This window comes from Streptomyces sp. IBSBF 2435, from assembly GCF_036815005.1.
Taxonomy (GTDB): Bacteria; Actinomycetota; Actinomycetes; order Streptomycetales; family Streptomycetaceae; genus Actinacidiphila.
This window is the reverse complement of record NZ_JAJSYW010000011.1, coordinates 23870-49142: the sequence shown is the minus strand read 5'-3', so window position 1 is coordinate 49142 and position 25273 is coordinate 23870. Positions and strand designations below refer to the sequence as shown.

Here is a 25273-nt window from a genome sequence, read left to right as displayed (position 1 = left end):
CCGCGCGCACCCGGCGGCCGGGGCGCTCCTCCTCATGTGCCCGCCCAGGGCGGATCCACCGCGGCCCGCGGCGGCGCAGGCCACCACGGCACCTGCCAACGTACGCGGCGGCGCCGTTCACCGGACACGCCCCAGCGGCGTTGCTACAGTCCCGCCATGCCCGCCTCCTCCTCCCGTGAATCCCTGACCGGCGCCGGTTGGGAAGGCCACGAGCCCGGTGCGTACCGGGAGTTGATGCCGCCGAAGGTGGCCAACCTGTCGTGGCTGCGCCCGTCCACCCTCTGGAAGGCCCGCAACGGGCCGCTGGCCGCACTGTTCGGCGACCCGACCGGCGCCGACCGGCAGCGCTGGGTGGCAGCGCAGGCCGCGGACGGCGCCGGTACCGGGGACCTGGTCATCACCAGGCAGGACCCGGCGGAATTCTCCTTCCTGCTGCTCGGCGACACCGGCGAGGGCGACGACCCGCAGTACGCGGTGGTGCCCGGCATGCTCAAGGCGGGCGCCGGCACGCGCTTCGCGGTGGTGTGCAGCGACGTCCTCTACCCGGTCGGCAGCGCCAACGAGTACGGGACGAAGTTCTTCCGCCCGTACCGCGACTACCCGGCGCCGATCTACGCGATACCCGGCAACCACGACTGGTACGACGGCCTGACCGGCTTCATGCGGGTCTTCTGCCGGGCGCCCGCGCTGCCGCCGGGCCCCCGCCCGCGCACGCTGTCCGCGGCATGGTGGCGCGGCCTGCTGTGGCGGCCCTCCGACACCCCCGACGACGCGCGGCTGGACCGTGAGCGCGAACTGCGCGCGGCACCGGACCAGCAGGCCCGGCAGCCGGGTCCGTACTGGGCGCTGGACACCGGGCCGATACGGATCATCGGCATCGACACCGGGCTGCTCGGCGACATCGACCGGGAGCAGGGCGAGTGGCTGCGCCGGGTGGCGCGCGGCCCGCGCCCGAAGATCCTGGTGACCGGCTCGCCGATATACGTCGACGGCAAATACCACCCGTGCGCGATCGGGGGCGGCGGCACGGTCGACGAGATCGTGCGCGACCCCGCGCACGGCTTCGTGGCCGCGATAGGCGGTGACATCCACAACTACCAGCACTATCCGGTGGACGTGGACGGGCGGCGGATCGAATACGTCGTCTCCGGCGGCGGCGGCGCCTTCATGCACGCCACCCACACCATCCCGCGGGTCACGGTCGGGGGCGTCGGCGAGGACGACTTCCGCTGCTACCCGATGCGCGGCGACTCGCTGGCCTTCTACAGCCGCCTCTACGGCCGCAAGCTCCACCTGCGGCGGCTGTTCGCGCTGACCCCCGACGAGGCGGCAGCGGTGATGGCCAAGCGGCTGGGCTCCACCCCGGTGCGTACGGCGGCGGGCCCGGCCCGGGTGACGCTGCGGACCCGGTTCGTCGCGTCGGTCCTCGGCGTCGCGGCGCACGCGGCCGGCGGCCGGCGCGGGATCAGGCTGCCGGTACGGCGGGTGCTGACCCAGGTGCTGTCGCCGGGCGGCGCCACCTACAGCCCGCCGTTCTTCAAGAGCTTCCTGCGCCTCGACGTCCGCGCCGACGCGATACGGGTGCGGTGCTTCGCCGCGACAGGGCTGCGGGAGCACGAGGAGGACCCGCCGGTCGAGGACGATTTCACCATCGGGCTGTGAAGCGGCGTAATGCGGGCATGCGTACCCGTGGCTGAACCGACCCACACTGCTTGGAGGGGGCCATGGCGGACGACTACTCATTGATCCGGGCGACCGGATGGGCCCGCTCGCTGCCCCTGAGCAGCGAGATCAGAACGGCGCGCGAATGGACCCGGCAGCATCTGAACACGCTGGGCTGGACCACGCGCGCGCCGGAGACCGTGGACGACATCCTGCTGACGGTGTCGGAACTGGTCACCAACGCGCACCGGCACGCGCGCAGTTCCGCGCAGCTGGTGCTGACCTGGGACGGCACCTGTCTGCACGTCAGCGTGCACGACTCGTCGCCCGAGCTGCCCAGGCCCCGGGTACCCGCGCCCGACGCGCTCGGCGGGCGCGGCATGCAGCTGATCGACGCGCTCGCCGACACCTGGCAGTCCCGCCCGTGCCCGAACGGCAAGACGGTCACGGCCTGCTTCCGGCCGCCGAAGGCTGCGACCGACAGAGCCGATTCGCACTAGGCGGGCGGCAGGACACGGACGCTGTCCCCCGGCCTGATCATGCCGGGGGACAGCACCTGTGCGTAGATCCCCGCGGACGGCGCCGGGTCGCTGCCCGCCATCGCGGGGAGGCGGTTGTGCCGGGCGAGGGTACGCAGCGCGGCGGTGTCCGGCGGCAGGCCGCCGTGCGCGAGCGTCGGCACCGCGCAGCGGGGCGTCGCGGCGATCACGCGCAGCGTGAGCCGGTCGCCGATCCGCAGGTCCCGGCCGACCCACTCGTGGTCCACGAAACCGGCGCCGGCCCGCTCGATCACGATGTTCGGGCGGAAGCGCTCCGCCTCGGCGACGCCCCGCGGGCTCAGTGCCGCCAGCCGGTCCAGCGTCGAGGTGCTGACCAGGTGGAGGGGCGCGAAGTCGAAGAAGGTGCCCGCGGGGGACGCGGAGCCGAACCTGACGACATCCGCCTCGACCTCGGCGTCCGACCCGCGCCGCAGGACCTGCCCGGGCCTGGACCGGTCGAGCGCCGCCCCGGGCGGCGGTGTGCCGGTCAGCGTGACGGCCCGGCCCAGCAGCGCCGACAAGGCCTGGTCGATACCGGGGTCGGTGCTCCACAGCTCCTTGCCGTCCGGCCCGGTGATCCTCACGGCTCCGTCCACGAGCGCCGCCGAGCAGCCGAGCAGGGACCGCCACAGCCGCGGCGCCTTGGCGCTGGCGATCCTGCCCGTCTCCCTGTCCACGACTGCGAGGCCGCGGTCTCCCGGCAGCCCGCGCACGGTCACCGCCGCGGCGGCGACCTGTCCGCCCAGCATCGATTTGACCGGATAGCGCCACAGCGCCCCGACCGTTCCCAGCACGCCGCCACCCCTCCGCAGGACCCGTCCCCGACCCGCACGGACGGAGGCATCCCACCCATGATTACGTACAGTTGGCGTACCGTCGCAAGTTCACCGCGCGGACAGGTTTCCGATCGGCGGCTGTTGCCTGTCGTGTGAGAACTGGTCGGCCTCGTGCAGCGCGCGGCTGGTCGAGCTGTGGCGCACGAAGGGCTGCGCCACCGGCACGACCTGGAATTCCGCGTCTCTTCGCGGTCCTGGCCCTGCGCGTCCCGGGGCTCGGCCTGGCCGCCGGCCGGACGCTGCGCGGGCGGCGCCGCTGACCCTCGCGGGCGGCGGCGCCCTGCGGGACCGGGCCGGCCGTGCTGTACTGGCCAGATGGAGCGCAAGCACCCACTGGCGTTCGCCGGGCGTGCCGGACGTGCCGGCGCGGCGCCCTCCGACGCCGACGCCCGCAAGGCCGATCAGGTGCGCACCCGGGTCCGGCTCGTCATCGAGATCACCGCCCGCGCGGGGGAGTACCGCCGGGGGCTGATCGCCGCGGTCGGCCGGCTCAGCCCCGAGGAGTCGGTGATCCTCGCCGACCTGGAGGAGCGCGGCCTCCAGGTGCCGCAGATGCACGACGTGCTGTGCGGCGGCCATGTGCTGGTGGACGACCCCGGCCTGTACGAGAAGTGGCGCGCGGCCAAGGGCAGCCATCCCCGGCTGTCCAGCCACCACCGCGACATCGACAAGACGCTCTACCCGGACATCGGGATGCGCGGGCACGTGGTGCGCGAGAAGCTGCACGGGCGTACCGCGCACGGCACCTGGGTGCAGCTGGAGAAGACGCCCGCCGCGTTCGGCGGGCGCAGAATGCCCAGCCTGGGCGACCTGCGGCACCTGATGGACTACGTCGTCTACCGCTTCACGGGCAGCAACGTCGGCCCCTGGGGCCTGTCGCGGATGACCGAGCGGCGCCCGATGTACCTCTCGCCGATCGTGGCCGTGCCGACGTCCCTGACACCGCCGGTCGCGCGGTCGCTGACCCGGGCGCTGCGCCGGATCGAGGAGTCCGACGACGTCACCTCCGTATCGCGGGAACTCGCGGCCCGTTTCCCGCCCCCGGAGCGGGCCGACCTGGCCGGCGAGCTGGGGCAGGCGCTGTCCGGCAGGGCCGGGCGGGGGCTGTTCGGCAATTCCGAGGTGTGGGTCACCGAGACACCCTCCCGCAGTGCCGCCGCCGTTCTCCAGCAGGGGCGCGACGAGGCGTCCGCGGCGGGCGTATGGCCGAAGGGAGGCCGGCGGTGAGCGACGAACAGCACGGCACCCCGGGACAGGCACCGCAGGACCCGGGCGCGGCCGCCGTGCCCCAGGGGCTGGTCACCGCCGTGGTGGAACTGGTGCACACAGGACCTGTGCTGCTCGGCGCGTACACCATCGCCGAGCTGACCGCGGTGGACGCGATCGTGGACTTCCTCGAAGCGCGGCCCTCGGAGGACGAACTCACCGAGGCGGTCAGGTCCCTGGCGGCACGGCAGCTGCTGCTGGCGGGCGCCACGGGCGAGCAGGTCCAGGTGCGCGGGGACCTGGGCATCGCCGTGGCCTTCCAGCAGCGGGCCCGCATCGTGCTCGACGCCCGTACCAGCGGGACGGAGGCGGGCGAGCCGTGGCGGATCCTGCTGCTCCCGCAGCCGGAGCGGATCTGCCTGATGGTGCGCATCGACGCGCTCGGTGTGCACCAGATCGGCCTGTACACGCTCGACGAGGCCCTCCGGACGCTCACCGAGTGGCTGCCGCGGGGCTCCGCGGTGGAGCACGAGCGGACGGTGGACGCCGACACCCTGCTCGCCGAGTGCCGGCGCTCCGCGCTGGTGACCGTCACCCACTACACCGCGCAGGGATCCGCGGAGATCGCCGGGCAGAGCACCGACCTGGTCCTCGCCCGCCACGACGGACGCCTGCACGTCCTCGCCCGCGACCCGGAGCACCCGGACCGGCTGGTGCCGACCCGGCTGGACGGCAAGGACGGCGTCCACGACCGGATCGCGGACCTGCTCACGGTCTGACCCGCGCCGGCGCCCCGGCCCCGGGCGCACAGCGCCGTCCGGCCCGGCCCGGCTGGGTGGCGGCGAGCGTCTCCATCATCACGGTGGGGATGGGGTTGACGACGCCGGCGGCGAAGACGTTGTGGCTGTTGTACGGGGAGGTGGCCATGCTGCTGCAGTAGGAGTCGTCCTTGGCGAACCGCAGCAGCTTCGCGCCGACCGAGTCGGCCCGGTCCAGGTCGGCGGTGAGCGGCGCCCCGTGCAGCAGCCCGTGGCCGGCGTTCTCGTAGGCGCCCGCGCCCTTCTTCTGAGGAAGACCCGGGTGGCCTTGAACCGGGCCGGGTTCTTCTCCGCGCTGATCTCGCGGCAGGGCCGGACCGGCACCGGGCCGCTGGAATGCCGGTGCCGGCAGTTGTTCTTGTTCACCAGGTCCGGCCACGCCCACTCGGCCAGCGCGCCGCTGTCGTTGTTGATGAGGTACGGCGGCAGGTCGTCGAGCTTCTCCTGCCAGACCGGGATCCTGTCGCTGTCCCGCCGCCGCCTGCGCGCGATCGACGGCACGCGCAAGCTGGCCCGCGGCCCGCGGCCCGCGACCGCATGTGCCGCCGCCCGCCGGGGGCGCCGGCCGGCACTCGCGACCCAGCTGGAGATCTGGGACTGCAACGGCGGTGCGAACCAGTGCTTGGCGCTGCCCGCCGGCTGAGGCGGGACGCGGCACGACCTGCGAGAAGCGGGGCCGGTGGCGGGAGTCCTGCGGGTGGGCGGCATACGAGGCCCCTCACCGGCCGCACCTCGGAACATAATCCGACGCAACCCAACAGTTGACCACATGGTGGTTCGCCGTCACTCGGGCCGTCAAGCTTTGTCCGCGCTATTGTGCCGCCCCGCACCCGCTCCTATTGTTCGACTCCGATTGATTCTGTTTGGAGTTGGCTCGTCGGGGAGTGTGGAGGGCGCAGTGCAAAGACATCCCAACGGTTCCGTGGCCGCGAGACCCGGCCGCCGGCGACAGTGGTGGGCGGGTCTCGCGGCGGGTGTGGCCCTCGCGCTGTCCGCGGGCATGACGGTGCCCGCCGTGGCGTCGAGCGCCGCCAAGCCGGCCGCCGCGTCCGCCCCGCGCGCCGCCGGGGCGCCCGCTGCCGCGCACAAGGCCCGTACGGTGACCTTCGACGGCTACTCGTTCCTGGTCGACGGCAAGCGCACCTACCTGTGGTCGGGAGAATTCCACTACTTCCGGCTCCCCAGCCCCGACCTGTGGCTCGACATCTTCCAGAAGATGAAGGCGGCCGGCTTCAACTCCACCTCCCTCTACTTCGACTGGGACTACCACTCACCCAGGCCGGGGGTCTACGACTTCACCGGCGTGCGCGACGTCGACAAGCTGCTCGACATGGCCGAGCAGGCCGGGCTGTACGTGATCGCCCGCCCGGCGCCGTACATCAACGCCGAGGTCGACAGCGGCGGCCTGCCCGGCTGGCTGACCACCAAGGAGGAGAAGAACCGCACCGACGACCCGCAGTTCCTGAGGTACGCCGACGAGTGGCTGACCCGGATCGACCGGATCATCGCGCGGCACCAGGTGACCAACGGCACCGGCTCGGTGATCGCCTACCAGGTGGAGAACGAGTATTACGACGGCTCGGCGGACGCCCGCGCCTACATGAAGCACCTGGAGGACAAGGCCACCGCCGACGGCATCACCGTCCCGCTCACCGGCAACAACAACGGCACCTTCAACTCCGGTGACGGCGCCCTGGACGTCGACGGCCCCGACTCCTACCCGCAGGGCTTCAACTGCTCCAACCCCACGCAGTGGAACGGCGTCCCCGACATCAGCTACGACCACCCGGCAGGAAAGCCGCTGTACACCCCTGAATTCCAGGGCGGCGCCTTCGACCCCTGGGGCGGCCCCGGCTACGACAAGTGCGCCCAGCTGATCAACGACCAGTTCGCCGACGTCTTCTACAAGCAGAACATCGCCGTCGGCGCGACCGCCCAGAGCTTCTACATGACCTACGGCGGCACCAACTGGGGCTGGCTCGGCATGCCGGAGAACTACACGTCGTACGACTACGGCGCCGCGATCCGCGAGAACCGCCAGCTGGACCCCAAGTACGACGAGGACAAGCTGATCGGCTACTTCACCCAGTCGGTCGCCCCGCTGGCCAAGACCGACGCGATCAGGGCAGCGTCCCCCGACAACAGCGCCGTGGTGGACACGGCGCGGATGAACCCCGACACCAAGACGCAGTTCCACGTCCTGCGGCACGGGAATTCCACGTCCACGGCGCTCGACACGACCCACATAGCGCTGGACTTCAACGCCCGGCCGACCACCGACACCAGCTACACCTGGGACGACACCGACGCCGCGCTGCAGTACACCGGCGCCTGGTCGCATGTGGCCGACCAGAGCTACACCGGCGGCGACTACAGGAAGACCGAGTCGTTCTCCCACGCGGCCGGCGACTCGGTCACCGTCCCCTTCGACGGCACCGCGGTCCGCTGGATCGGCCCGAAGACCGATAACCACGGCTACGCCGACGTCTATCTCGATGGCGCCAAGGTCGCCACGGTCGACGACTCCGGCAGCGAGAACCAGGCGGTGGTCTTCCAGAGGACCGGCCTGGCTCCCGGGGCGCACACGTTGAAGATCGTCGTGGCCGGCAGCCACAGCTCGGCGTCGACGGACAACTTCGTGTCGGTCGACGCCATCGATGTGCCGACCGCCGCCGCCGCGACGCCGATCTACCCGGTCGTACCGCAGCAGCCCGGCACCGCCATCACGCTCGACGGCCGCGACTCCCACATCATCGTGGCGAACTACCGGCTCGGGGACTCCCAGCTGCAGTATTCGACCTCCGAGATCATGACCACCGCGACCATCGGCAAGCAGGACGTCTCCGTCTTCTACGGCGACCAGGGCAGCGACGGCGAGACCGTCCTGCGCTACGCGAGCAGGCCGACCGTGACCAGCAGCGGCGGCCAGGTCACCACCACCTGGGACGCGGCCACCGGCGACCTGCGGCTGAACTACACGCACAACGGCCTGACCCGGATCAGCATCAGCGGCGGAGGGCCGCGCCCGCAGCTGCTGCTCGTCGGCGACAAGGCGACCGCGGCGACCTTCTGGCGCCAGGACACCGCGACGGGACCGGTGCTGGTACGCGGCACCCACCTGCTGCGGACGGCGGTCAGCCAGGACCACGGCCGTACGGTCGCGCTCACCGGTGACAACGCCGACGACCCGGACATCGAGGTGTTCACCTCCGCCGGCCGCGTCAGCTGGAACGGCCGCACGATCAGCGCCCGCGCCACCGCCACCGGCAGCCGTACCGGCCGGATCGCCGTCGCCGCCCCGGTGAAGCTGCCGGCGCTGACGGACTGGAAGCACGCCGAGGAATCCCCGGAGGCCGCCGCGGCCTTCGACGACTCCAGCTGGCAGGTGGCCGACAAGTCGGCCACCAACAGCTCCTCCGGCATCAACGCGCTGCCCGTGCTCTACGCCGACGACTACGGGTTCCACACCGGCAACACCTGGTACCGCGGGCGCTTCCGCGCGGGCGGCGGCGAGAAGGGCATCCACCTGGTCTCGGACTCCGGCGGCAGGGCGCAGGCCTTCTCCGCCTGGCTCAACGGCACCTTCCTCGGCAGCTCCACCACCGGCAGCGCCGACTTCACCTTCCCGGCCGGGGCGGTGAAGCCGGCCGGCGACAACGTGGTGTCCGTCCTCACCGTGAACATGGGCCACGAGGAGGACTACAACTCCTCCAACGGCAACAAGACCGCACGCGGCCTGACCAGCGCCTCGCTCGTCGGGGCGCCGCTCACCGCCGTGACCTGGCGGCTGCAGGGCGTGCGGGGCGGCGAGGACCTGCTCGACACGGTCCGCGGCCCGCTGTCGACCGGCGGCCTCTACGGCGAGCGGGCCGGCTGGTCGCTGCCCGGCTATCCGGACAAGACGTGGGGCAACGTGTCCCTGCCGGCCACCGACACCCGGCCGGGCGTCTCGTGGTACCGCACCGACGCCAAGCTCGACCTGCCGCACGGCCAGGACACCTCGCTCGGCCTGACCTTCACCGACGACCCGTCCCGCAAATACCGGGCCACGATCTTCGTGAACGGCTGGCAGGTCGGCAACTACGTCAACTACCTCGGTCCGCAGCACACCTTCCCGGTGCCCAACGGCATCCTCGACCCCAACGGGCACAACACCGTCGCCATCGCCGTATGGAATCTGGACGGCAGCACCGGCGGGCTCGGCAAGGTGTCGCTGACCGACTACGGCAGCTACGCCTCGTCCCTGCGGGTCGCCCAGGACAAGAGCCCCGGCTACCACCGCGCCACCTACGCGATGCCGGCCGGTCCGGGGGTTGACGTCGCCCTCGACGTGCCCGACACCGTGCAGGCGGGGCAGGCCTTCACCGCTGCGGCGACCGTACGCGTCCCGGCGGGCCGGCCCGCGGCCACCGCGCTCAAGGCCGTGCTCGCACTGCCCGAGGGCTGGACCGCGAGCGCCCCGGCGCCGGCTTCGGTGGACCGCGTCCCGCCCGGCGGCTCCGCGACCGTCCACTGGAAGGTCCAGCCGCCTGCCGGGACGCTGCCCTCCGCCTCGGCGATCACCGCGACGGCGCACTATGTGCAGCGCGGACGCAAAGCCACCGCAAGTGACGAGCGCATCGTCGGAGCGATCCCGCCGCCTCCCGCGGCGGGCGAGAACGCGGTGAGCGACCTGCCGTTCCTGTCGTCCGGCAACGGATGGGGACCGGTGGAGCGCGACAGCAGCGTCGGCGAACAGGCGTCGGGCGACGGCCGTCCGATCAGTATCGCCGGCACCGGCTACGCCAAGGGCCTGGGCACCAACGCGGTCAGCGAGGTACAGCTCTACCTCGCGGGCGCCTGCACCCGGCTGACCGCCCAGGTGGGTGTCGACGACGAGACCGGCGGCTCGGGCACGGTCACCTTCTCCGTGATCGCCGACGGCAGAACCCTGGTCACCACCCAGGCGATCCGCGGCAAGCAGGCGGCCGTACCGATCGACGTCGACGTCACCGGCGCCCAGGTGCTCGACCTCAAGGTCGGCGACGCCGGCGACGGCAACGGCAACGACCACGGCGACTGGGGGGCGCCCACCCTGACCTGCGGTTGACTCCACCGCACCTGATGACGGGCCGGCGGGGGCGCACCTTCCCCGCCGGCCCGGCGCCGGTGCGCCGCGCCCTACCCGCCAGCTCCGGCGCGACCGGTTCAGGGGCTACCGGTTCAGGGGCGAGGACCGGCCGGGACCCTCGCCGTATCAGTCGCTGGCCAGCGCGGCTATCGCCCCGGCCGACGCGGTGGCGGCGCCGCGGCGGAAGGCGCGGTCGTATCCGTCGTCCCCGAGCGCCGAGCGCATCGCGGCCTCGCACCGGTCGCGCACCGGCTTCAGCTCCGGGGTGCCGCGCTGCGGGTGGCCGAGGCCGCGCCACAGGGTGTCGCTCGTGCCGTACGCGACCGCCGCGGCCTGCGCCTGGCCGTCCGCCACGAGTGCGGCGGCGAGCACGTCGAGGCCGAGGGCCAGGCCGAAGGCGTCGCCCAGCGCGCGCTTGGCGTTGAGCATCATGCGCGCGTGGCGCACCGCGTCCCGCGCCGCCGACCGGCTCAGCGCGATCAGCGCGAGCTGGTAGTCGAGGTAGGAGCGGGTCCACACCTCGTCGATGAGCACGCAGTGCTCCCGCAGTTCGTGGGCCATGCGGTCGGCCCGCTCCAGATCACCGCGCGCGGTCAGCCCGAACACCCGGACCAGGTGGCAGCGCAGGTGCGCCCCGGAGCCGAAGGCGAAGCCCGGCGCACCGGCCAGTGCCTCGTCCACCGTGGCGATGGCCCGGTCGGGCCGGCCCGCCAGCAGGTCCAGCAGCCCCACCATGTACGCGGCGCCGAGCTGCGCGTCCTTGTCGCCGTCGGCGCGCGCTGCCGCTGCCGCTTCCGCGCCGAGCCGGGCCGCGAGCGCGTAGTCGCCCTGGAGCGAGACCGCCACGCCCAGCGCGGTGAGCGCCCTGGTGCGGGCCGGGCTGGGCTCGGGGCAGGCCGTGAGCGCCCGCTCCAGATACGAGCGGGCCTCCTTGACATGGCCCGAGCAGGCCCAGAAGAAGACCAGACGGCCCGTGGTGTCGGCGGCGCGGGCCGGGTCGGTGGCCAGCAGCCGGTCCAGGGCGGCCCGCAGGTCGGCGTGCACCTGCTCGACCGTCCGGTGGCCGGTGATCTGCCCGTTGCCCGTCCACCCGGCCTCCGCCCGGCGCGCCAGCCGTACGAAGTGGGCGGCGTGCCGCTCGGCGAGGGCGTCGCGCTCACCGAGTTCGCCGAGCCACGCGTCGCCGTATTCCCTGATGGTGTCGAGCATCCGGTACCGCTCGCCGTCTCGGCGCAGCACCGACTGGGCGACCAGGCCGTCGAGCAGCCGCGGGACGTCCTCGGGGCGCAGCGGGCCGCCCGCGGTCACGTCGGCGGCCGACTCCGCGCAGAAGGCGCCGCGGAAGACGCTCAGCCGCGCCCACAGCAGGCGCTCCAGCGGTGCGCACAGCTCATGGCTCCAGCCGACCGCCGTACGCATCGCCCGGTGCCGGTGCGGCCACACGAAGCCGGAGCGGGTCAGGGCGTCGAAGCGGGAGCCGAGGAGCGAGGCGATCTCGGCCATGCTCGCGGGACCGACCTGACCCGCGGCGAGCTCGATCGCGAGCGGGATGCCTTCGAGGCGCCGGCACACCGCCGACGCGGCCTCGGCGGCGCCGGGTTCCTCCAGGGCGCGCCGTCCGGCGCGCTCGGCCACCCGCTCGGTGAGCAGCGCGAGCGCGTCCGGCCCCTCGGCGGGCAGCGGGTCGAGGACCAGCAGGTCCTGGCCGTGCGAGGACAGAGGTCTGCGGCTTGTGGCCAGGACGCCGATACCCGGCCCCGCGGCGAGCAGCTCCCTGACGAGGCCGGCGCATTCGTCCGCCAGGTGCTCGCAGGAGTCCAGCACGAGCAGCAGCCGCTTGTCGGCGACGTAGTCGCCGAGCACCTGCAACGGCATGTGCGGGGAGTGGCCCACTATGTCGACGGCGTCGCTGACGGTCGCGACCAGCAGGTCGGGGCCGGACAGGGTGGACAGGTCGGCCCACCACACCCCGTCGGGGAAGAGCGGGGCCGCCCGCGCCGCCGCCCGCATCGCCACCCGGGTCTTCCCGACACCCCCGACGCCGGTCAGCGTCACCAGCCGGCTGGTCGCGATCATGGCGGCCAGCCACGCGAGCTCCCGCTCGCGGCCCACGAAACTCGTCGTCTCCGGCGGAATGTGCCCCTTCATGCACACAGGGTGCCAATACGGGGCCATGGCCCGCGCGTTGTCGGCGCTACTCAACCGGATCGAGACCTCGCGGCGGGCGCGGGCCCTCGTACAACGGGCCGCCGGCACAGAGCGGTCGGCGTGTCCGCCGACGGCGGCCGTACCCGCACCACGGCCGGCAGCCGCTCGGGGCACTGAGGTCCCGCGGGTCTCCCCGTCCGGCGCGGGACGGTCGACGGATCACCGACAGTCGTCCGGTCGGACGGGGAGACCCCACGGCCGCCGGCTCAGCGGCGGAAGGCCTCCCGCACCGAGCCGCCGACAACGGCGCACCAGGTGCTGAGATCGACCTTGCCGTCGGGGTGCAGGCCGTGCAGGCGCTGCATGGACTGGACGGCCTTCATTGTCGCGTGGTCGAACTCGCCGCTCGCGGTCACCTCGGGATACCCCTTGCGGGCGAGCATGAACTGGATCGCGGTGACCGGCAGGCCGGTGGCGTGCTTGTCGAGACGCGGTGCGAGCGCCTCCCACGTGGCGGTGTCGAAGGTGGCGTCCGGGGTCACCGGGATGCCGCTCCTGGTCTGGAAATCGGCGAGCGCGTCGTTCATGTCGTAGCCGAAGACGCCGTCCGGCGTGAGCGCGTAGCCGGCGTTGTCGAGCAGGTACTGCCCCACCTGGACGATCGGGCTGTCGACGAAGCGCCAGATGTCCGGCCACCGGCGCGCCGGCGCCGCCGACGGGTGGGTGCCCATCGCGCGCAGCACCCGCCTGCGGATCATCGGGAACTGCGCGTAGAAGGCGATGCCGGGACAGTCGGTGAGCCGGAAGTCCCAGTGGCCGAAGATGTCCCAGGCCTTCAGGTCGAACTGGCGGCACACCGCGACGCACAGCTCCACCAGCGAGTCGAGCAGCGCCTCGGGCGGTGTCTCGGTGATGTACGTGCCCTCGTTCTCGATGCCGATGGCGTTGCCGTTCTCGCCGGGACAGTGGGCCGACACGACCTGGTGCTCGCCGGCCACCAGGGTCTCCAGGCTCCGGTGCCTGCCCTCCATGACGTAGCCGCCCCGGCTGACGGTGAAGTGCTGCCCGGTGTCCGCCCAGCCGTTGGTGTCCATGTGCAGGTTCTGGCAGTCCTTGGCCAGCTGGACGGCGTGCTCGCGGGAGTAGTCGGTGACGTTGGGGAACGCCATGTGATGCAGGATGATCTTGTTCGTCGTGTTGCCGGTGATCTGAATCGCGCTGGACGGCGGCCGGGCGCCCCAGCTGTCGCAGTCGATGATCCAGGGGAACTCGGGCGAAGGGGCCGCCTGGGCGGCCCCGGGGAAAGCGAGTTCGGTGCCGACAACCGCGGCGACCGCGGTTCCCAGGCCGACCCTGAACAGCGTTCGGCGGTCCACCTCGTGCTCGTGCAAGGCCATGCAGACTCCGCATCGGGGAGTGGGCGGCGGCCTCCCGGCCGCCGATGACCACAGGAGAATATGAAGCCCGCTGACGCCCAGCCAGAAACTTCTCAAGATTGGGGCGCGCTTGCGGGGAAGATCCCCTTTGCGGCCCGGTCCCGCCGACCTGCGCGGTACCCGCCCGGGCGGCCCGGCCCGTACGGATCCCGGCCGCGCGGCGCCGCTCCCGCCGCCCGCGCATCGGCGCGGGAGGAATGGGTACCCGAGGTGGGCACGGACATTCCCGGGCAAGCATCGGAGGCCCGCCATGGCGGTCACCCACCCCGCACACTCAGTGAACCCGCACCTGCCCGACGAAGGGCTGGGCGTACCCGAGGACGTACAGGCGGCCGGGCGCACCTCGCCGGCCGAGTCGGGGATCTCGTCCCTCGACGGTCCCGAACGCGGCCCCCTCAGCCAGGGCTGGGGCGCCGCACCGATCATCGGGATCATGCTCGTCGTCGGCGTCTTCGCCGCCGGAGCCCTCGGAATGGCGATCGAACTCATGCTGTGACCCGCGGTGACTCCCTGTCCCGAAGTCCGCACTCCGCGCCAGCCCGCCGCGGCCGTACGCGCCGGGCGTGGCCGTTGTCACCGCGGATCGGGGAATTGATCCGGACGCCGGCCCGCTGATCACTGCGGCGGGCCCTGGACCCCTGAGGCCCCTTCGGACAAGGAAGTTGATCGCATGTACAAGAACATCCTGGCCGCCGTCGACGGCACCACGCACGGCGCAGGGGTGCTGGACACCGTCGCGTCCCTCGCGGCACTGACCGGGGGACAGGTCCACGTCATACACATCCGGGCCTCCCGGGTCATCACCGACGGCATCTCCGGCGGCCTCTACACCGCGGAGGACCCCGCTGAGGGCCGCCAGGTCCTGGACGAGGCGCTCGCGCGGCTGCGGGCGGCCGGGATCACCGCGGAGGGCGAGGTGGACGAGGGCCTGCGGGAGGACCTGGCCGCCATCCTGGTCGAGCGTGCCGATGCCCTCGGCAGCGACCTCATCGTGGTCGGCCCCGGCCACCACAGCGGCATCTCCGCCCTGCTGCACGCCAGCGTCAGCCGCGGTGTGGCGAAGGCCGCGTCCGTCTCGGTACTGCTCGTCCGCGGCGAGGCCTGACACCCTCCGGGCGGGCTGAGGACCGGCTGTCGGACCGGGGACCCGTGCGACAGCCCGTTTCTGACCGTGCTCCGGTGGAATCATCGGAGCATGGTCATGATCGAGGTCGTACAGGGCGACATCACCCGGCTGCGGGTGGACGCCATCGTGAACGCGGCGAACGAGTCGCTGATGGGCGGTGGCGGGGTGGACGGCGCCATCCACCGGGCGGCGGGCCCGCGCCTCGCGGAGGCGGGGGCCGCCGTCGCTCCGTGCGCGCCGGGCGACGCCAAGGCCACGCCCGCCTTCGACCTCCAGCCGCGGATCGGGCATGTGATCCACACCGTCGGCCCGGTCTGGAACGGCGGCGGCCACTCCGAGCCCGACGTCCTCGCCTCCTGCTACCGGCGATGCCTGGAGGTCGCGGACGAACTCGGCGTCAAAAGCGTCGCCTTCCCGGCGATCTCCACCGGCGTCTACGGTTTCCCGGCCGCGCGGGCTGCGCGTATCGCGGCGGCGACCCTCGGATCCGCGTCGACCCGCGTCGAACGGATCACCCTGGTCGCCTTCGGCGAGGAGTCGTACGACCTGCTGACCGCCGCCGTCAGCCCCGCCGAGCCCGGCTGACGCCGGCCCTGACCGGCGGCTCTTCCCGAGCGCCGACGCCGTGGTCCGGGGGCTGAGCCGGGCACCGGCCGCTCCGGGCTCGCAGGGACGGCGGTGCGGAGCCGGTGCCGCGGTGCGACAGGCGTGCACGTGCAGCAGGGGCGGCGGGGGCTCCGTCCAGGGTTGCGGTGTGCCGACCACGTGGATCGCCAGCGCGGCGGCGCGCCCCTGCCCGGGTTCGGCGCCGCCGACCAGCGGCCTGGTCCGTACGAGGTGGCCGACGCACCGGTTGGCGGCGGCCAGGACCGCCCGCTCCAGGTCCACGCGCGTCGCGGAGTCCCCCCCGGGCCCACACCCAGGACAGCGACGTCGGTGCGACGAAGGTCAGGTCGTACGCCGCACCGCCGGTGCGGACCCGTGTCCCGCTGTCCACATGCCGCCCCGCTATCGCCGCGGCCGGCTGCCCGGTCGTCACCTCGTCCACCGGTCGAGCATGCGGCGCCGAGCGGCCGGCGCAAGGGCCGCTGCCGGGCCCCACTGACGCGTACCCGTCTGAAACGGTTCACCCCCACCCGTAACCGCCGGGGTCGGCGGATGACGCCCGCTCGCGCCTCACAACACCGCCCCGACCTGCGACGATTGGCGTACCGCCACCTCCCGCCGCGAGCCGCACGGCTGACCCGCCGAGATCAATTCGTTCTGCGTCATTGACGATGCCGGGCGCGGAGTACAGGATTCCTCACGGCTCACTCGCATGTCCCGCACCCTCGGGAAACTCGCGTGACAGGTGTACTTGTCCTCCTGACAACGTTGTCAGGAGGCGGAGGGAGGAAGGTATGGCTCCAAGAACGCAGCGCCGGCGCACCGCCGCCGCAGCCGCGGCCACCGTGCTGCTCGCCGCGGGGGCGGCGATGCTGCCCGCCCAGGGCGCCCAGGCCACCGGTGCCGGTGGCGGCGGCGACCTCACCCACCTGGTCGACTCCTTCATCGGCACCCAGAACGACGGCAACACCTACCCCGGTGCCGCGGTGCCCTTCGGCATGGTGCAGCTGTCGCCCGACACCGGGCACAACACGGGGTACGACTACAACCAGGACCACATCCGCGGCTTCAGCGCCGTGCACCTGTCGGGCGTGGGCTGCGGCCTCGGCGGCGACCTGCCCGTCCTGCCGACGACCGGCCCGGTCACCGCCACCGACGACGCCCAGTACGCGGCGCCCTTCCGGCACGCGGACGAGAGCGCGTCGCCGGGGTACTACAAGGTGACGCTCGGGACCGGCATCACCGCCGAGCTGAGCGCCACCGACCGCACCGGCTGGCAGCGCTACACCTTCCCCGCCACCGGCCAGGCCAATGTGCTGCTCAACTCGGGGCAGGCCCTGCACAAGGTCACCAGCAGCACCGTGACGGTGCTCGACGACCGCACCGTGGCCACCGCGATCACCGGCAGCGGCTTCTGCCAGGACACCCGGCCCTACACGCTGTACACCGAGACGCGCTTCGACCGGCCGTTCACCTCCTACGGCACCTGGAACGGCGCCGACGTGGCCGCGGGCTCCCGCACCTCCACCTCCACCGGCCTCGGCGGCGCCTACGCCCGCTTCGACACCACGAAGGACCGCAGCGTCACCGCGGTCACCTCGCTGTCCTGGGTGGACGCCAGGGGCGCCGCGAAGAACCTCGCGGCCGAGGGGCGCGGCAGCTTCGACGCCACCGCTGCCGCCGCCAAGCGCGCCTGGCAGGACCGCCTCGGCGCGGTCAGGGTGCAGGGCGGCACCGACGAGCAGCAGCGCACCTTCTACTCCTCGCTCTACCGCTCCTTCCTCGCGCCCAACATCGGCAGCGACGTCGACGGCCGCTACACCGGCTGGGACGCCGAGCCGCACGCCGGCGACGGCTCGACGTACTACCAGAACTGGTCGCTGTGGGACACCTACCGCACCCAGCAGCAGCTGCTCTCGCTGCTGGCGCCGCGCGAGTCCCGCGACATGGCGCTGTCGCTGCTGCGGGTCGCCCAGCAGAGCGGCAGCCTGCCGCGCTGGGGCTACGCCACCGTCGAGACAAACATCATGACCGGCGACCCGGTCACCCCGTTCCTGGTCGACGCCTACCGGCAGGGCCTGCTCAAGGGCCACGAGGAGGAGGCGTACCAGGCGCTGAAGAGGCACGTGGACACCGTGCCGCCCGCGTCCTCGCCCGCGGCGGGGCGGCAGGCCGGCGCCGAATACCTGGCCGGCGGCTACGTCCCCTACGACCCGGCGCACCCGGGCAAGCCCGGTGACAACGACTTCCAGCACGGGCCGTCCGCGACGCTGGAGTACGCGCTCGCCGACGCCGCCCTCGGCGGCATGGCCCGCGATCTCGGCCACACCGCCGACGCGCGGCGCTATCTGGCCAGAGGTCAGAACTTCCGCAACATCTTCGACCCGCGCACCGGCTTCTTCCGGGCCCGCGACACCGACGGCGGCTTCGTCGGCCCCGCCGACCCGGCCGCGAGCGTCGGCTTCCACGAGGGCACCTCCTGGCAGTACATGTGGCTGGTCCCGCAGGACGTGCCGGGCCTGGTCGGCCTGATCGGCAGCACGGACCAGGCCAACGCCCGGCTCGACTCCTTCTTCGCGTACGACCAGTTGGTCGAGGACCCGGCAGGCACCGCCCGCGACGTCTGGGTCAACGGCCCGTACTCGTACTACAACCAGGACAAGTACAACCCGCAGAACGAGCCCGACCTCAACGCCCCCTACACCTATCTGTCGACCGGTCAGCCGTGGAAGACCACCGACGTGGTGCATGCCGCGCTGACGCTGTTCACCGACGCGCCCGACGGCGTCACCGGCAACGACGACCTCGGCACCATGTCGGCGTGGCAGGTGCTCTCGGCGATCGGCGTCTACCCGATGACGCCGGGCACCGACCTGTGGGGGCTGTCGACCCCGCTGTTCAGCCGGGTCGACGTCACCCTCGACAAGCGGTACTACCCGCACGGCCGGCTGACCGTCAGCGCGCCCGGCAGCTCGGACACCGACCGCTACATCCAGTCCGCGCGGCTCGGCGGCAGGAAGCTCAGCCACACGTACATCACCACCGGCGACATCAGGGCGGGCAAGGACATCGCGCTCACCGTCGGCGCCTCGCCCTCGGCATGGGGCACCGCACGCTCCGACGCCCCTCCCGCGCTCGACACCGCCGCCGGCACCCAGATCCGTACCGCCGCCTCCGTGTCGCCCTCCACGGTGGGCGTGCTCGGCGGCGGCACCTCGGCAGATATGACGGTCTCCGCGGTCCTCACCGCGCCCGGCAGGGCGGCCGGCACCGTGCGGGTCTCGGCGCCCGCACCGCTGACCGCGGACCCGGTGCGGGCCTCCTTCCAGGTCACCTCGGACACGCTGCCCGCCACCCACGAGGTGCCGGTGCACATCACCGCGCCCGCGGGCACCCCCGACGGGACGTATCCGGTCACCGTCACAGTGGCGCAGTCCGGCGGCCCGACCGTCACCAGGACCGTGCCGGTCTCGGTGACGACGGCGACCTGCGAGGGACGGTCCGGATCCTGCGTGCAGGACCTTTCGGCGCAGTACACCGTGGACGGCGTCAGCGCGGCGGGCGCCACCGGCGCCGACTTCGACGGCACGGGCGCCGCCTTCCCGGCCGAGGATCTGCCCGCGCCGGGCACCGGCGTGCTCGGCGGGCACGCCTACCGCTTCCCCGACACCACCGGCAGCGCGCCGAACTTCGCGACCGCCCACGGCCAGACCGTGCCGCTGGTGGCCCGCGGCTATTCGGCGCTCGATGTGCTGCTCACCGCCCACCACGGTGACGTGAACACCACCGCCACCGTCCACTACGCCGACGGCACCACCGCCGAGGTCCCGCTGACCGCGACCGACTGGGCGGCCGGCGCCCCGCGGCTCGGCGAGGACCCGGCGATCCACGCCGGCAGCCGCTACGACGCGAAGGGCGCGCCGGACGGCGTCGCCGTCGACATCTGGCACCTGGCCCTCCCCCTGGACAGCGCGCGGACCGCGGTCTCGCTCACGCTGCCCGACGACCCGCGCCTTGCGCTCTACGCGCTCAGCGGGCGCAACGCATGACCCGGGTCACCGCACGCGAGCGGTCGCCGTACCGGACCGCCATCGGAGAAGAAAGGCAGCACCGCATGAGAAGTGGCCGATCCCGCCGCACTCTCACCCGACCACTGCTGGCCGCGCTCGTCGCCCTGGGCCTGACCGTGCCGGCGTCCGCGTTCGCGCACGCCGAGACGGGCGGTTCCTGGCACGGGCCCGCCTTCACCACGTCCTTCGAGGCGGGCCAGCCGCAGCCGGGATGGACCAGCACCGCGGAGAACGACGCCCACGGCAGGCCGATGGTCGCCGGGGTGACCGCGGGCACCCTCCCGCTGCTGCCCGGCAGCGTCAAGGACAGGATCACCGCGGTCACCGCCAGTGCGGAGAACGCCCCCAACGAGTCCGCCGCCAAGGCCGCCGACGAGGACCCGAGCACCAAGTGGCTCACCTTCGCGGCCACCGGGTGGTTGCGCTACCAGCTGTCCGAGGACGTCACCGTCAGGAAGTACGCCCTCACCTCCGCCAACGACTTCCCCGACCGCGACCCGAAGGACTTCGCGCTCCAGGGCTCGGCCGACGGCAGCACCTGGACCACCGTGGACAGCAGGACCGGCCAGACCTTCGCCGGCCGCTTCGCGTCCAAGGTCTACGAGGTCGCCACCCCCGGCGCGTACCGCTACTACCGGCTCAACGTCACCGGCAACAACGGCAGCGACGGCACCCAGCTCGCCGACCTGGTCCTCTCGGACGGCTCGCCCGCGCCCACCCCGGTGCCCGGTATGACCACCGAGGTCGGCAGCGGCCCGTCCTCCGGTCCCAACGTTCGCGCGAACACCGGCTTCACCGGCGTCAGGGCGCTGGAGTACGCCGGCACCCACACCGCGGCGGGCGCGGTGCACGCCTGGAACAAGCTCTACGACGTGCACATCCCGGTCGCCCGCGACACGCAGCTGTCGTACGACATCTTCCCCGAGCTGACCGGCGGCGACCTGAGGTACCCCAGCACCTACGTCTCGGTCGACCTGCACTTCACCGACGGGACCTACCTCAGCCGACTGCGCCGCCCGGCGCAGGACGGCAACGGTGTCGTGCTCGCCCCGAAGGCGCAGGGCGCCTCGAAGACCCTCTACGCCGCGCAGTGGAACTCCGTCGCCTCGACCATCGGCGAGGTCGCCGCGGGCAAGACCGCCGACCGCATCCTGCTCGGCTACGACGACCCGGCCGGCGGCACACAGCCGGGCGCGACCACGCAGTTCAAGGGCTGGGTCGACGACCTCACGATCGGTGCGGCACCGCAGCGCAACCGGTCCGCGAGCTTCGCCCAGCACGTCGACACCCGGCGCGGCACCAATTCCTCCGGGTCCTTCTCGCGCGGCAACAACCTGCCGCTGGCAGCCGTCCCTAACGGCTTCAACTTCTACACGCCGGTCACCGACGCGGGCTCCGACAGCTGGGAGTACAGCTACGTCGGCCAGAACAACGCCGACAACCTGCCCGCCCTCCAGGCGCTCGGGATCAGCCACGAGCCGAGCCCGTGGATGGGCGACCGCGACATGTTCCAGGTCATGCCGTCCGCCGCGAGCGGCACACCCGACCTGGACAGGACCAAGCGGGCGCTGACCTTCGAGCACTCCGGCGAGGTGGCCCAGCCGCACTACTACGGCGTGACCTTCACCAACGGGATGAAGGCCGAGATCGCCCCCGCCGACCACTCCGCGGTCTTCCGCTTCACCTTCACCGGTGACACCGGCGACCTCCTCTTCGACAACGTCGACAACAACGGCGGCCTCACCCTCGACCCGGCCGAGGGCACCCTGGACGGCTGGTCGGAGCACCGCAGCGGCTCCTCCGCCGGCGCCACCCGGATGTACGTCCACGCCGAGTTCGACCAGGCGCCGACTGCGGCAGCCAAGGTCACCGGGCAGGGCCGCGACAATGTCACCGGCTACGCGGGCTTCGACACCTCGGCCCACAAGACGGTGACGATGCGCGTCGCCACGTCCTTCATCAGCGCCGACCAGGCCAAGAAGAACCTGGCCCTGGAGATCCCGGCCGGCACCTCCTTCGACACCGTCAAGCGCTACGCGGAGCGCCAGTGGAACGCCAAGCTCGGCAAGGTCGAGGTGCAGGGCGCCACCGACGACCAGTTGACCACGCTCTACTCCAACCTCTACCGGATGAACCTGTATCCGAACTCTGGCTACGAGAACACCGGTACCGCCGCCCGCCCCGTCTACCGGTACGCCAGCGCCTTCTCGACGGGCGCCGCGAGCACCCCGACGCAGACCGGCGCGAAGGTCGTGGACGGCAAGGTTTACGTGAACAACGGCTTCTGGGACACCTACCGCAGCGAGTGGCCCGCCTATTCCCTGCTGGAGTCGAAGACCGCGGGCGAGCTGGCGAACGGCTTCGTCCAGCAGTACAAGGACGGCGGCTGGACCGCCCGCTGGTCCTCGCCCGGCTACTCCGACTCGATGACCGGCACCAGCGCGGACGTGTCCTTCGCCGACGCCTACGCCAAGGGCGTCACCGGCTTCGACGCCAAGGCCGCCTACGACGCGGCGGTCAAGAACGCCACCGTCGTTCCGACCAGTTCAGGGGTGGGCCGCAAGGGCCTGAGCACCTCGATCTTCACCGGCTACACCAACACCGCCACCGACGGCAGCGTCTCCTGGTCGCTGGACGGCTACATCAACGACTACGGCATCGGCACCATGGCGGCCCGGCTCGCCACGGACCCGAAGACCCCGGCCGCCGAGCGCGGCCGCTACAAGGAGGAGTCGGCCTACTTCCTGGCTCGCGCCCAGAACTACACCAACCTGTTCAACAAGGGCGTCGGCTTCTTCGAGGGCCGCAAGCCCGACGGCACCTGGCGGGTCACCGACAGCGCCTTCGACCCGCAGCAGTGGGGCAACGAGTACACCGAGACCAACGCCTTCAACTACGGCTTCACCGTGCCGCAGGACCCGGCGGGCCTGGCCTCCCTCTACGGCGGCAAGCAGGGCCTGGAGAAGCAGCTCGACACCTTCTTCGCCACCCAGGAGACCGCGTCCGGTGACGCCGGCGGCTACGGCGGCACCATCCACGAGATGCTGGAGGCCCGAGACGTCCGGATGGGCGAGCTGGGCATGAGCAACCAGCCCTCCTTCGGCATCCCGTACATGTACGACTACGCCGGCGCGCCCGCCAAGACGCAGGCAGCCGTACGGGAGATCCAGCAGCGCCTCTTCACCGGCAGCTCGATCGGCCAGGGCTACCCCGGCGACGAGGACAACGGCGCCACCTCCACCTGGCAGATCTTCAGCGCCCTCGGCTTCTACCCGCTCCAGACCGGCAGCGGCAACTACGTCATCGGCTCCCCGCTGTTCACCAAGGCCACCGTCCACCTGGACAACGGCAAGGACATCACCGTCAAGGCGCCGAACAACAGCCGCAGCAACGTCTACGTCCAGTCCCTCAAGGTCAACGGGAAGAGCTGGGACAAGGTCTATCTGACGCAGGCCCAGCTGTCGGCCGGCGCCACCCTGGACTTCACCATGGGCGCCAAGCCGTCCACCTGGGGCACCGGCAAGAACGCGGTGCCGGCCTCGCTCACCCCGGCGGGCGGCACCCCCGACCCGCTCACCGACACCACGGGACCCGGCCTCGGCGCCGCGTCAGCCGCCGGCGGGACGGACGTCTCCGGCCTGTTCGACAACACCTCGGCCACCCAGGCGAATCTGCCCGGCACGACGGCGGCCGTCACGTACGCCTACGACGGCGGCGCCAAGCAGCGGGCCGCCTTCTACACGCTGACCTCGGGCAGCACCGCCGCCGCCCAGGACCCGAAGAGCTGGCAGCTCCAGGGCTCCACCGGCGGCGGGCACTGGAAGACGCTGGACACCAGGACGGGCCAGGCCTTCACCGACCGGCTGCAGACCCGGCCGTTCGAGATCGCGCACCCCGGCGCGTACACCTCCTACCGGCTGGTGGTGACCGCCAACAACGGCAGCCAGGAGACCACATCGCTGGCGGAGGTGGAGCTGCTGGCCCACCGCTGACGCCCTGACACCGCCGGACCCCGCCGCCCCGACCCGGGCGGCGGGGTCACGCGCGCCCTACTCGCCGCGCCAGATGTTGTCGAAGGCCGCCTGCTCGATGTCCCGCCGCTGCCGTACGGCGTCCAGCTCCACCACGGCGTCGCCGGCCGTCGCCAGGACGGTCAGCGCCGCCTCGTCGGCGACCCCCGGGGGTGCCCCGGGCGTCCCGGCGTGGATCCCGAGGACGGCCGCGAGAGCCGTGAGGACCGGCTCGCCCGAGGCCCAGCGCTCGGTCGCATGGCGCCGGAGCGGCGAGTCGACCAGCGCCGCGGGCCCCGGCCGGCCGGGCAGCAGCCGCCGGTGCTTGCGCGTGACGTGCCCCGCCGACTCCATGGCGGCCAGATAGGCAGCGGACAGCGCGCGGCCCCTGCGCCACAGCCAGTCCTCGACCGACTCGTACGGCGGCTGCCGCACCAGCGCCGACGCGGCCTCGGCCAGCAGCGGGTCGCGCGGCGCGGACCCGACGCCCGGCACGACACGGTCGCCGTCCAGCGACGCGAGCCGGCCGTCGAGCAGATCGAGCAGTTCGGCGGCGGCGAGCGCGAGCGAGAGGTCGCCCGACTCGACGGGATGGCTGGACTCCACGTCCATGGCGACGATCAGCAGATCCTGCGGTGTGGTCATCAGCGGCTCCACGTCGGGGGCGTCGGCCGGCGGTGGCGGTACGCGCGGCCGGGCCACCGCGCCGACGCTACCCGATCGGCCGCGGCGCGGCGTCGTACGACCCGCCGGTGCCCGCGCGTGCCGAGGGCACCGGTCCCCGCGGGAGGCGGAGCCGCGGATCCGGCGTCAGGCGATGTGCTCAACGGGACGCCCACTCAGCGGCACGCTGAAGCCGATCCGGGTGCCCTCGCCGACCAGGCTCGTGAAGGTCAGCCGCCCGCCGAGCAGTTCGGCCCGCGTCACCATCGAGATCAGGCCGAGCCCCCCGCCGACCGACGTGCTCGGGTCGAAGCCGCAGCCGTTGTCCACCACCGTGCCGCGCAGCTCGTAGGGAGTGATGTCGACGTCGATGCGCAGCAGGCGGGGCCGCGCGTGCGGAAGCGCGTTGCGGGCCGCCTCGCGCAGCACCAGGAAGCATTCGTCGAGCACCTTGGGCGACGCCCAGGTCTCGTCGCCGTTGACCTGGACCGTCACCTGGGCCCCGCCGGTCTCGGCGACCTCCAGATACGCGCGCAGCGCCGCCTCCAGGCTGCGTGGCGGCTGCTGCATGTGCGGCCGGGACGTCACCGCGCGCAGATACCGCATCGACTCCTGGAGCGACTCCCACGCCCCCTGCCAGTGGCCCTCCGCGACCGGGGGATCGCCGACCTGGTGCAGGTCGTACAGCTCCAGTTGCTTCTGGACCGTACTCAGGCAGTGGCCCATCCGGTCGTGCAGGTCCTTGGCGATCTGCCGGCGCTCCTCGACCTGGGCCCGCGGCACGCTGTTCAGCAGCAGCCCCGTGTGCTGCGCGAGCGAAGCGCGCACCCGGGTCGCGATGGTCCGCTGGAAGGCGGTCGCGCTCACTGGCGTTTGGACGCGGGGGGAGAATATCCGCGGTCCACGGGAGTCCACCCGGGCGGCGTCCGCGGCCCGCGCGGCCGGGCGGCGTCCGCGGCCCGCCCGGCCGCGACCGCCCGGCGGCGCGCTGATTTCGTAAACACGCCGTGATGCCGTGCCGAGCGCCCTCTTCTGCGGGCCTG

The 25273-nt window shown here is 72.7% G+C and carries 16 protein-coding genes and 1 pseudogene; 11 read left to right on the top strand and 6 right to left on the bottom strand.

The window, feature by feature from the left end:
- Positions 1–156 precede the first annotated feature (156 nt).
- Entirely contained in the window at positions 157–1662 is a 1506-nt protein-coding gene (locus V7E46_RS04065) for a metallophosphoesterase (RefSeq protein ID WP_333767109.1), read from the top strand.
- Between the two features lie 62 nt (positions 1663–1724).
- Positions 1725–2162, top strand: coding sequence for an ATP-binding protein (locus tag V7E46_RS04060; protein WP_333767108.1), 438 nt, complete (start codon positions 1725–1727; stop codon positions 2160–2162).
- On the opposite strand, the gene V7E46_RS04055 is transcribed toward V7E46_RS04060, so the two are convergent.
- Positions 2159–2995: an MOSC domain-containing protein gene (locus V7E46_RS04055; RefSeq protein ID WP_333767107.1), complete on the bottom strand. Its 837-nt coding sequence runs from the start codon at positions 2993–2995 to the stop codon at positions 2159–2161. The two genes, V7E46_RS04060 and V7E46_RS04055, sit on opposite strands and share 4 nt — an antisense overlap.
- Positions 2996–3352: 357 nt before the next feature.
- Between V7E46_RS04055 and V7E46_RS04050 the strand changes: the two genes are divergently transcribed.
- Positions 3353–4264: a hypothetical protein gene (locus tag V7E46_RS04050; protein WP_333767106.1), complete on the top strand. Its 912-nt coding sequence runs from the start codon at positions 3353–3355 to the stop codon at positions 4262–4264.
- Positions 4261–5022, top strand: a complete 762-nt coding sequence (locus V7E46_RS04045) for a hypothetical protein (protein WP_333767105.1) — start codon at positions 4261–4263, stop codon at positions 5020–5022. Before V7E46_RS04050 ends, V7E46_RS04045 begins: the two co-directional genes overlap by 4 nt.
- Positions 5023–5100: 78 nt before the next feature.
- Here V7E46_RS04045 and V7E46_RS04040 read toward each other — a convergent pair whose 3' ends face one another.
- The gene (locus V7E46_RS04040; RefSeq protein ID WP_443053980.1) at positions 5101–5490 is read right to left on the bottom strand and encodes a glycosyl hydrolase family 95 catalytic domain-containing protein; all 390 of its coding nucleotides are present in this window, start codon (positions 5488–5490) and stop codon (positions 5101–5103) included.
- On the opposite strand from V7E46_RS04040, the gene V7E46_RS04035 reads away from it, so the two are divergent.
- Positions 5420–5704 (top strand): hypothetical protein, encoded by a 285-nt coding sequence (locus V7E46_RS04035; RefSeq protein WP_333767103.1) that lies wholly within the window; start codon positions 5420–5422, stop codon positions 5702–5704. The two genes, V7E46_RS04040 and V7E46_RS04035, sit on opposite strands and share 71 nt — an antisense overlap.
- Positions 5705–6061: 357 nt before the next feature.
- Positions 6062–10150: a beta-galactosidase gene (locus tag V7E46_RS04030; protein ID WP_443053979.1), complete on the top strand. Its 4089-nt coding sequence runs from the start codon at positions 6062–6064 to the stop codon at positions 10148–10150.
- A gap of 147 nt (positions 10151–10297) precedes the next feature.
- Here V7E46_RS04030 and V7E46_RS04025 read toward each other — a convergent pair whose 3' ends face one another.
- Both V7E46_RS04025 and V7E46_RS04020 read right to left on the bottom strand, forming a co-directional pair.
- On the bottom strand, positions 10298–12319 hold the full coding sequence (locus tag V7E46_RS04025) for an ATP-binding protein (RefSeq protein WP_333767101.1): 2022 nt from the start codon (positions 12317–12319) through the stop codon (positions 10298–10300).
- Positions 12320–12585: 266 nt separating this feature from the next.
- Complete coding sequence (locus V7E46_RS04020; protein WP_333767100.1) at positions 12586–13716, bottom strand: peptidoglycan recognition protein family protein; 1131 nt, start codon at positions 13714–13716, stop codon at positions 12586–12588.
- Positions 13717–14005: 289 nt separating this feature from the next.
- Between V7E46_RS04020 and V7E46_RS04015 the strand changes: the two genes are divergently transcribed.
- From V7E46_RS04015 to V7E46_RS03995, 5 genes and pseudogenes are all read left to right on the top strand, one after another.
- Complete coding sequence (locus tag V7E46_RS04015; protein ID WP_333767099.1) at positions 14006–14251, top strand: DUF6480 family protein; 246 nt, start codon at positions 14006–14008, stop codon at positions 14249–14251.
- 174 nt (positions 14252–14425) lie between these two features.
- Positions 14426–14860: a universal stress protein gene (locus V7E46_RS04010; RefSeq protein ID WP_333767098.1), complete on the top strand. Its 435-nt coding sequence runs from the start codon at positions 14426–14428 to the stop codon at positions 14858–14860.
- Positions 14861–14950: 90 nt separating this feature from the next.
- Positions 14951–15466 (top strand): O-acetyl-ADP-ribose deacetylase, encoded by a 516-nt coding sequence (locus tag V7E46_RS04005; RefSeq protein ID WP_333767097.1) that lies wholly within the window; start codon positions 14951–14953, stop codon positions 15464–15466.
- Between the two features lie 815 nt (positions 15467–16281).
- Positions 16282–18624: pseudogene (locus tag V7E46_RS04000) on the top strand (GH92 family glycosyl hydrolase); the annotation flags it as partial.
- A 977-nt stretch (positions 18625–19601) separates the two neighbouring features.
- A complete protein-coding gene (locus V7E46_RS03995) occupies positions 19602–23549 on the top strand; it encodes a GH92 family glycosyl hydrolase (protein ID WP_333767096.1) in 3948 nt (1315 codons plus the stop codon).
- Between the two features lie 57 nt (positions 23550–23606).
- On the opposite strand, the gene V7E46_RS03990 is transcribed toward V7E46_RS03995, so the two are convergent.
- A complete protein-coding gene (locus tag V7E46_RS03990; protein ID WP_333767095.1) occupies positions 23607–24212 on the bottom strand; it encodes a GPP34 family phosphoprotein in 606 nt (201 codons plus the stop codon).
- Positions 24213–24377: 165 nt separating this feature from the next.
- Positions 24378–25097, bottom strand: coding sequence for a sensor histidine kinase (locus tag V7E46_RS03985; protein WP_333767094.1), 720 nt, complete (start codon positions 25095–25097; stop codon positions 24378–24380).
- Between the last annotated feature and the right edge of the window lie 176 nt (positions 25098–25273).

Bases quoted from the DNA above. Each gene is read 5' to 3' on its own strand.
- V7E46_RS04065 (WP_333767109.1), top strand. From the start codon at position 157: ATGCCCGCCTCCTCCTCCCGTGAATCCCTGACCGGCGCCGGTTGGGAA.
- V7E46_RS04060 (WP_333767108.1), top strand. From the start codon at position 1,725: ATGGCGGACGACTACTCATTGATCCGGGCGACCGGATGGGCCCGCTCG.
- V7E46_RS04050 (WP_333767106.1), top strand. From the start codon at position 3,353: ATGGAGCGCAAGCACCCACTGGCGTTCGCCGGGCGTGCCGGACGTGCC.
- V7E46_RS04030 (WP_443053979.1), top strand. From the start codon at position 6,062: ATGACGGTGCCCGCCGTGGCGTCGAGCGCCGCCAAGCCGGCCGCCGCG.
- V7E46_RS04025 (WP_333767101.1), bottom strand. From the start codon at position 12,319: ATGAAGGGGCACATTCCGCCGGAGACGACGAGTTTCGTGGGCCGCGAG.
- V7E46_RS04020 (WP_333767100.1), bottom strand. From the start codon at position 13,716: ATGGCCTTGCACGAGCACGAGGTGGACCGCCGAACGCTGTTCAGGGTC.
- V7E46_RS04015 (WP_333767099.1), top strand. From the start codon at position 14,006: ATGGCGGTCACCCACCCCGCACACTCAGTGAACCCGCACCTGCCCGAC.
- V7E46_RS04010 (WP_333767098.1), top strand. From the start codon at position 14,426: ATGTACAAGAACATCCTGGCCGCCGTCGACGGCACCACGCACGGCGCA.
- V7E46_RS04005 (WP_333767097.1), top strand. From the start codon at position 14,951: ATGGTCATGATCGAGGTCGTACAGGGCGACATCACCCGGCTGCGGGTG.
- V7E46_RS03995 (WP_333767096.1), top strand. From the start codon at position 19,602: ATGAGAAGTGGCCGATCCCGCCGCACTCTCACCCGACCACTGCTGGCC.
- V7E46_RS03990 (WP_333767095.1), bottom strand. From the start codon at position 24,212: ATGACCACACCGCAGGATCTGCTGATCGTCGCCATGGACGTGGAGTCC.